Origin of the sequence: Streptomyces sp. URMC 127 (assembly GCF_051386535.1) — a bacterium.
Taxonomy (GTDB): Bacteria; Actinomycetota; Actinomycetes; order Streptomycetales; family Streptomycetaceae; genus Streptomyces.
In genome coordinates, this window is sequence record NZ_JBPQTW010000282.1 from 1 (window position 1) to 7,340 (window position 7,340).

Below are 7,340 nucleotides of genomic sequence, written 5' to 3' on the forward strand. Positions count from 1 at the left end.
GGAGGAGGGGGCCGGGTCAGCCGGTGGCCGGGGTCCCGGCGGGGGCGAGGAGCTGCTCGCGCAGCCGTGCGCAGGTCCGGCTGAGGATGCGGGAGATCTGCATCTGGGAGACGCCCAGCCGCGCACCGATCTGCTTCTGGGTGAGGTTGCCGAAGAACCGCCAGTACAGGACGTACTTCTCGCGCTCGGTGAGGGCTCTGAGCAGCGGTTCGAGGGCCTGCCGGTCGACCACCAGGTCCAGCGCCGGGTCGACCCCGCCGAGGGTGTCGGAGAGGGGGAGGTCGCCCGCGCCCTGCACGGGGTGGTCCAGCGACAGCGTGTTGTGCACGCCCTCGGCGGCCAGGCCCCGGAGCACCTCGTCCTCCGACAGGCCGCACTCGGCGGCCAGCTCGGCGGGGCTGGGCCGGGCGCGGGCGTCGCGCTGGCCCAGGGCCGTCTGCGCGGTCCGCACGGCCGTGCGGAGCTCCTGGTCGCGGCGGGGTATGTGCAGCGACCATGCGTGGTCGCGGATGTGCCGCTTGAGCTCGCCGACGATCGTGGGCACGGCGAAGGTCTCGAAGGCGTGGCCGAGCCGGGGGTCGTACCGGTCCACGGCGTTGACCAGCCCCAGCGCCGCCACTTGCCGCAGGTCCGCGGGGCTCTCGCCGCTGCTGCGGAAGCGCAGGCTGATGCGCTCCGCCATGGGCAGCCAGGCGGCGATGACGTCCTGGCGCAGCCGGTCGCGCTCGGCGCCGTCCGGCAGCTCCGCCAGGCGGGCGAAGGAGGCGGCGGTGTCGGGGGCGTCGCGGTGGCGACGGCGCGTCGTCCGGTCCGCGGTCGTCGTCCGGTCCATCGTCACAGTCCTCCTCCTGGGCAAAAGGAGTGCCTGCCGGCCGGAAGCACCTTCCGGTAGTTGCGGCTGCCCTTGACGGGCATGGGCAAACAGGTCGGCGGAACGCCTCCGCGCGGGCCGCGGGGCGGCGGCCGGGAGGCCGGCCACGTGCCTCAGGATCACCCGGGCGGGCCGGTTGCGCGACTCGGCGCCGACGATTCGTGACCGTACGTGTCGGGCCCGGCAGGTCGTCCAAGCTGGCCGGACCGGCCCTACGCGCGCGCCGCCGCGGCCGGCAGCGTGTCCCGTGCCCGGCCGGCGGGCGTTTGGGGCGCCCGGCGGCGGGTACCCGGCACCGCGTCCCGAGGAGGCCGTATGCCCGAGCACGCCGACCGCACCGGACCCGGGACGGACGGGCCCGCGGGCCCGCAGCCGGACGGGCCCTCCGCCGCCGAACTGACCGCGCTCGACGCCCACTGGCGCGCCGCCAACTACCTGGCCGCCGGCCAGATCTACCTGCTGAGCAACCCGCTGCTGGCCGTTCCCCTGGAGCCCGAGCACATCAAGCCCCGGCTGCTCGGCCACTGGGGCACCTCCCCCGGCCTCAACCTGATCCACACCCACCTCAACCGCGTCGTCAAGGCCCGTGGGCTGGACGCCGTCTGCATCTGGGGGCCCGGGCACGGCGGCCCCGCCGTGCTCGCCAACGCGTGGCTGGAGGGGAGCTACAGCGAGGTCTACCCGGACGTCAGCCGCGACGCCGACGGCATGGAGCGGCTGTTCCGGCAGTTCTCCTTCCCCGGCGGCGTGCCCAGCCACGTCGCCCCCGAGACCCCCGGCTCGCTCCACGAGGGCGGCGAGCTGGGCTACTCCCTCGCCCACGCCTACGGTGCCGCCCTCGACAACCCCGGCCTGCTCGTGGCCTGCGTCATCGGCGACGGCGAGGCCGAGACCGGCCCGCTGGCCGCCTCCTGGCACGCGAACAAGTTCCTCGACCCCGTCCACGACGGCGCCGTCCTGCCCGTCCTGCACCTCAACGGCTACAAGATCGCCAATCCCACGGTGCTCGCCCGGCTGCCCGAGGGGGAGCTGGACAAGCTCCTGCGCGGCTACGGGCACGAGCCGATCCACGTCACCGGCGACGACCCCATGGAGGTGCACCGCGCCCTCGCCCGCGCCATGGACCGGGCCCTGGACCACATCGCCCTCGCCCAGCGCGCCGCCCGCGAGGACGGTGTGACCGACCGCCCGCACTGGCCGCTGATCGTGCTCCGCACGCCCAAGGGCTGGACCGGCCCCGCGGACGTCGACGGCCTGCCGGTGGAAGGCACCTGGCGCTCCCACCAGGTGCCGCTCCCGGGCGTCCGCGACAACCCGGACCACCTGCGGCAGCTGGAGGAGTGGCTGCGCTCGTACCGGCCCGAGGAGCTCTTCGACGAGCACGGGCGCCCCCGCCCCGCCGTCCTCGCCTGCGTGCCCGAGGGCGACCGGCGGCTCGGCGCGAACCCGCACGCGAACGGCGGCCTGCTCACCCGCTCCCTGCCCGTTCCGCCGCTGGAGCACTACGCGGTGCCCGTCGACAAGCCCGGCACGGCCCTGCACGAGCCGACCCGCGTCCTCGGCGGCCTGCTGGCCCAGATCATGGCCGGCACGGCCGGCAGCCGGAACTTCCGCGTCACCGGGCCGGACGAGACCGCCTCCAACCGGCTCGACGCCCTCTACGCCGCCACCGGCAACGCCTGGCAGGCCGGGCGGCTGCCGACGGACGAACACCTCGCCCACGACGGCCGGGTGATGGAAGTGCTGTCCGAACACCTCTGCCAGGGCTGGCTGGAGGGCTACACCCTCACCGGCCGCCACGGCCTGTTCTCCTGCTACGAGGCCTTCGTCCACATCGTCGACTCGATGGTCAACCAGCACATCAAGTGGCTCAAGACGGCGCGGACCCTGCCGTGGCGCCGCCCCGTGCCCTCCCTCAACTACCTGCTGACCTCGCACGTCTGGCGCCAGGACCACAACGGCTTCTCCCACCAGGACCCCGGCTTCGTCGACCACGTCCTCAACAAGTCCCCCGAAGTCGTCCGCGTCTACCTGCCCCCGGACGCCAACACGCTGCTGTGCGTGGCCGACCACGTGCTGCGCAGCCGCGACTACGTGAACGTGATCGTCGCCGGCAAGCAGCCCTGCTACGACTGGCTCGGCCTGGACGCGGCCCGCGCGCACTGCGCCCGCGGCGCAGGCGTGTGGGAGTGGGCAGGCACCGAGACCGGCGACCGGCCCCCGGACGCCGTCCTGGCCTGCGCCGGAGACGTCCCCACCCAGGAGGTGCTGGCCGCCGCGGACCTGCTCCGCCACGAACTGCCCCAGCTCGCCGTGCGGGTCGTCAACGTGGTCGACATGACGCGGCTGCTGCCGCGGGAGGAGCACCCGCACGGCATGCCGGACCGGGAGTACGACGCGCTGTTCACGACCGACCGGCCCGTCGTCTTCGCCTACCACGGCTACCCGTGGCTGATCCACCGCCTGGCCTACCGGCGCACGGGCCACGCCAACCTGCACGTCCGCGGCTACAAGGAGGCCGGGACGACGACCACCCCCTTCGACATGGTCGTCCGCAACGACCTCGACCGCTACCGCCTGGTCATGGACGTCATCGACCGCGTCCCGGGCCTGGGCGTGCGCGCCGCGTCCGTACGGCAGGCCATGGCGGACGCCCGGACGCGGCACCACGCGTGGATCCGCGAGCACGGGGTGGACATGCCGGAGGTGGCCCACTGGAGCTGGCAGGGGTGACGTGCTGTGTGATGCGCGTGTGATGTGCCTTACGTCACCGGTGTCTTGACGCCGCCGCGGTGTAATCGATTACCTGACCCGCAGCAACGGCATGAAACCGATTGCACGACCGGGGCGGGAGGCGCAGCGCGATGGCGAACATCAAGGACGTCGCCGAGCGGGCCGGCGTCTCCGTCGCCACCGTCTCCCGCGTCCTCAACGGCCGCTCCCCCGTCGCCGCGACCCGCGAGCGCGTGCTGGCCGCCGTGGCCGAGCTCGGCTACCGGCCCGACGGCGTCGCCCGCGCCCTGCGCACCGCCCGCACCCGTACGCTCGGGCTCGTCATCAGCGACCTGCGCAACCCCTTCTTCACCGAGCTGGCCGACGCCGTCGAGCAGGAGGCCCGGCGGCTGGGGTACAGCCTGATCATCGGCAACGCCGGCGAGAGCACGGAGCAGCAGGACGACCACATCCGTACGCTCCTCGACCGGCGCATCGACGGCCTGCTGGTCAGCTCCGCGGGCACCGGATCGGCCATGCTGCGCGAGGCCGCCGGCGCCGGCACGCCGCTGGTGCTCCTCGACCGGACGGTGCCGGGCGTCGACGCCCCGTGCGTCCGGGCGGAGGGCCGGGCCGCGCTGACGGAGCTCGCGGCGCACCTGGCGGCGCTGGGGCGGCGCCGGCCGGCCGTCATCGTCGCGCCGGCCGGGACGCCCGTAGGAGACGAGCGCCTGGAGCTGTTCCGGGCGGCCCTCGCCGCCCACGGCATCGCCCTGCCGCCGGAGCGCACCGGCGCCTCGCCGGACCTGCGCCCGGAGGGCGGCCGGCAGGTCATGCGGCGCCTGCTGGACCTTCCCGAGCCGCCGGACGCCGTGCTGGCCACCGACAACCTGATGGCGCTCGGCGCCCTGGACGAGGTGCGGGCGCGCGGGCTGCGCGTGCCCTCCGACGTGGCGCTGGTCGCCTTCGACGACGTGGCGTGGTTCGCCCACCTCGACCCGCCGCTCACGGCCGTCGCCCAGCCGACGCGCGCGCTGGGCGAGGCCGCCGTGCGCACGCTGCTGGAGCGCATCGAGGGACGCGAGCCCCCGTCGGTCCTGCTGCCCGCCCGGCTCGTCAAGCGCCGCTCGTGCGGCGAACCGGCAGCCCACTGACACCAGGAGACCAGGAAAGGGGGCAGCGCATGACGGGCGCCCACGATGCCGCGCCGGACGGCCGCGAGCTGCTGCGGGCCGAGGGCGTCACCAAGGCGTTCCCGGGCGTCCGCGCCCTGGACGGCGTCTCCTTACGGCTGCGCGCGGGCGAGGTGCACGTCCTCCTCGGCGAGAACGGCGCCGGCAAGAGCACCCTCATCAAGGTGCTCGCCGGTGTCCACCGGCCCGACGCGGGCCGCATCCTCGTCGGCGGCCGCGAGGTCGCCGTCCGCTCCGCGCAGGACGCGGAACGGCTGGGCATCGCCACCATCTACCAGGAGTTCACCCTCGTGCCCGGCCTGACGGTCGCCGAGAACATCTTCCTGGGCCGCCTGCCGCGCACCCGCCTCGGGCTGGTCGACCGGCGCACGATGCGGGCGCGGGCCGCAGGACTCCTGCGCCGCGTGCGCCTGGACGTCTCCCCCGCCGCTCCCGTGTCGGAGCTCGGCGTCGCCCGCCTGCAGATGGTGGAGATCGCCAAGGCCCTGAGCCTCGGCGCCCGCATCCTGATCATGGACGAGCCGACGGCGGTGCTCACCGCCGAGGAGACGGGCACGCTCTTCGGCATCGTCCGCGAGCTGCGCGACAGCGGCACCGGCATCGTCTTCATCACCCACCACCTGGAGGAGATCGCGGCGCTCGGCGACCGGGTGACGGTCCTGCGCGACGGCCGCTCGGTGGCCGAGGTGCCCGCCACGACGGACGAGGACGAGCTGATCCGCCTGATGGTCGGCCGCGACATCGCCGACCAGTACCCGCGCGAGCGGCCCGCCGAACCGGGGCCGCCGCTGCTGCGGGTGCGCGGGCTGACCCGCGAACCCGCCTTCCGCGACGTCTCCTTCGACGTCCGGGCCGGGGAGGTCGTCGGGCTCGCGGGCCTGGTGGGCGCGGGCCGTACTGAGGTGGCGCGGGCGCTGTTCGGCGCGGACCGCTACGACGCCGGGAGCGTGGAGGCCTGCGGGCGGGTCCTGCCCCGCGGCGACGTGCGCGCGGCGATGCGGGCCGGGCTCGGGCTCGTTCCCGAGGACCGCAAGGGCCAGGGTCTGCTGATGGACGCCTCGCTCGGTGACAACCTCACCCTGGCCCGGCTGGAGCGGGACACCCGGGGCGGGTTCGTGGACCGGCGCGGCCAGCGGCGGCGGGCGGCTGCGATCGCCGAGCGGCTGAAGGTGCGCATGAGCGGGCTGGAGCAGACGGCGCGCACCCTCTCGGGCGGCAACCAGCAGAAGATCGTCATCGGCAAGTGGCTGCTGGCCGGGGCCCGGCTGCTGATCCTCGACGAGCCGACGCGCGGCATCGACGTCGGCGCGAAGGTGGAGATCTACCGGCTCGTCAACGAGCTGACGGCGGCGGGCCACGCCGTGCTGATGATCTCCAGTGACCTGCCCGAGGTGCTCGGCATGAGCGACCGGGTGCTGGTGATGTCCCAGGGCCGGATCGCCGGGGAGCTGGCGGGCGAACGGGCCACGCAGGACGCGGTCATGGAGCTGGCCCTGCGGCCGGTGAACGACGGCGGCACGTACGAGGCGAGCGCGATGGAGGGCTCCGGTGCAGGCTGAGGTGCTGCGGGCGCCCGGGAGGGGCGCCCCCGGGCAGTGGTTCGCGCGGGCGGTGCTCCGCAACGGCCCGCTGGGCGGGCTGATCGCCCTGGTCGTGGTGATGGCGGTGCTGTCCCGGGACTTCCTGAACGGGCAGAACCTCCTCAACGTGGGCGCACAGGCGTCGGTGACGGCGATCCTCGCGTTCGGCGTCACGTTCGTGATCGTGTCGGCGGGCATCGACCTGTCCGTCGGCTCGGTCGCCGCCCTGTCGGCGACCGTCGTGGCGTGGTGCGCGACGAAGGAGGGCCTGCCGGTCTGGCTGTCGCTGCTGCTCGGCCTCGCCGTGGGCGCGGCGGCGGGGCTGGTGTCCGGCGCGCTCGTCGCGTACGGGAGGCTGCCCGCCTTCATCGCGACCCTGGCGATGCTCTCGGTCGCCCGGGGCCTGGCCCTCGTGATCTCCGGGGGCTCTCCCATCCCCTTCCCGTCCGCCCTCGGCGGGCTCGGCGGCACCCTCGGCGGCCGGCTGCCGGTGCCGGTCCTCGTGCTGGCCGCGGCGGGAGCGCTCGCGGCGCTGATCCTGGCCCGTACGTACACCGGCCGCGCCATGTTCGCGATCGGCGGCAACGAGGAGGCGGCCCGGCTGTCGGGGATCGGCGTACGGCGCAGCAAGCTCGTCATCTACGCGCTGTCCGGGCTGTTCGCGGCCGTGGCCGGCATCGTGCTGGCCGCGCGGCTGACGTCGGCGCAGCCGCAGGCCGCGGTGGGCTACGAGCTGGACGCCATCGCGGCCGTCGTGATCGGCGGGGCGAGCCTGTCGGGCGGCTCGGGGAAGGCGTCGGGCACGCTCATCGGGGCGCTGATCCTCGCGGTGCTGCGCAACGGCCTCAACCTGCTGAGCGTGTCGGCGTTCTGGCAGCAGGTAGCGACTGGGCTGGTGATCGCGCTGGCCGTGCTGCTGGACACGCTGCGCCGCCGGGGCACGCGATGAAGGGGCGCGCGGGGCGGGACAGGCGGGGCCTCGTG

At 74.8% G+C, this 7,340-nt stretch carries 4 protein-coding genes and 1 pseudogene; 4 read left to right on the forward strand and 1 reads right to left on the reverse strand.

Going from position 1 to position 7,340, the window contains the following annotated elements:
• Positions 1–16: 16 nt before the first annotated feature.
• On the reverse strand, positions 17–832 hold the full coding sequence (locus ACSNOH_RS31900; RefSeq protein WP_436724936.1) for a SigB/SigF/SigG family RNA polymerase sigma factor: 816 nt from the start codon (positions 830–832) through the stop codon (positions 17–19).
• Positions 833–1,186: 354 nt separating this feature from the next.
• Here ACSNOH_RS31900 and ACSNOH_RS31905 point away from each other — a divergent pair, with 354 nt between their 5' ends.
• From ACSNOH_RS31905 to ACSNOH_RS31920, 4 genes and pseudogenes are all read left to right on the forward strand, one after another.
• Complete coding sequence (locus tag ACSNOH_RS31905; RefSeq protein WP_436724937.1) at positions 1,187–3,604, forward strand: phosphoketolase family protein; 2,418 nt, start codon at positions 1,187–1,189, stop codon at positions 3,602–3,604.
• A 131-nt stretch (positions 3,605–3,735) separates the two neighbouring features.
• Positions 3,736–4,737, forward strand: coding sequence for a LacI family DNA-binding transcriptional regulator (locus ACSNOH_RS31910; RefSeq protein WP_436724938.1), 1,002 nt, complete (start codon positions 3,736–3,738; stop codon positions 4,735–4,737).
• A gap of 29 nt (positions 4,738–4,766) precedes the next feature.
• Positions 4,767–6,335 (forward strand): sugar ABC transporter ATP-binding protein, encoded by a 1,569-nt coding sequence (locus ACSNOH_RS31915; RefSeq protein WP_436724939.1) that lies wholly within the window; start codon positions 4,767–4,769, stop codon positions 6,333–6,335.
• Position 6,336: 1 nt separating this feature from the next.
• Positions 6,337–7,293, forward strand: a pseudogene (locus ACSNOH_RS31920) (ABC transporter permease); the annotation flags it as partial.
• Positions 7,294–7,340: the final 47 nt, after the last annotated feature.

Bases quoted from the DNA above. Each gene is read 5' to 3' on its own strand.
- ACSNOH_RS31910 (WP_436724938.1), top strand. From the start codon at position 3,736: ATGGCGAACATCAAGGACGTCGCCGAGCGGGCCGGCGTCTCCGTCGCC.
- ACSNOH_RS31915 (WP_436724939.1), top strand. From the start codon at position 4,767: ATGACGGGCGCCCACGATGCCGCGCCGGACGGCCGCGAGCTGCTGCGG.
- ACSNOH_RS31905 (WP_436724937.1), top strand. From the start codon at position 1,187: ATGCCCGAGCACGCCGACCGCACCGGACCCGGGACGGACGGGCCCGCG.
- ACSNOH_RS31900 (WP_436724936.1), bottom strand. From the start codon at position 832: ATGGACCGGACGACGACCGCGGACCGGACGACGCGCCGTCGCCACCGC.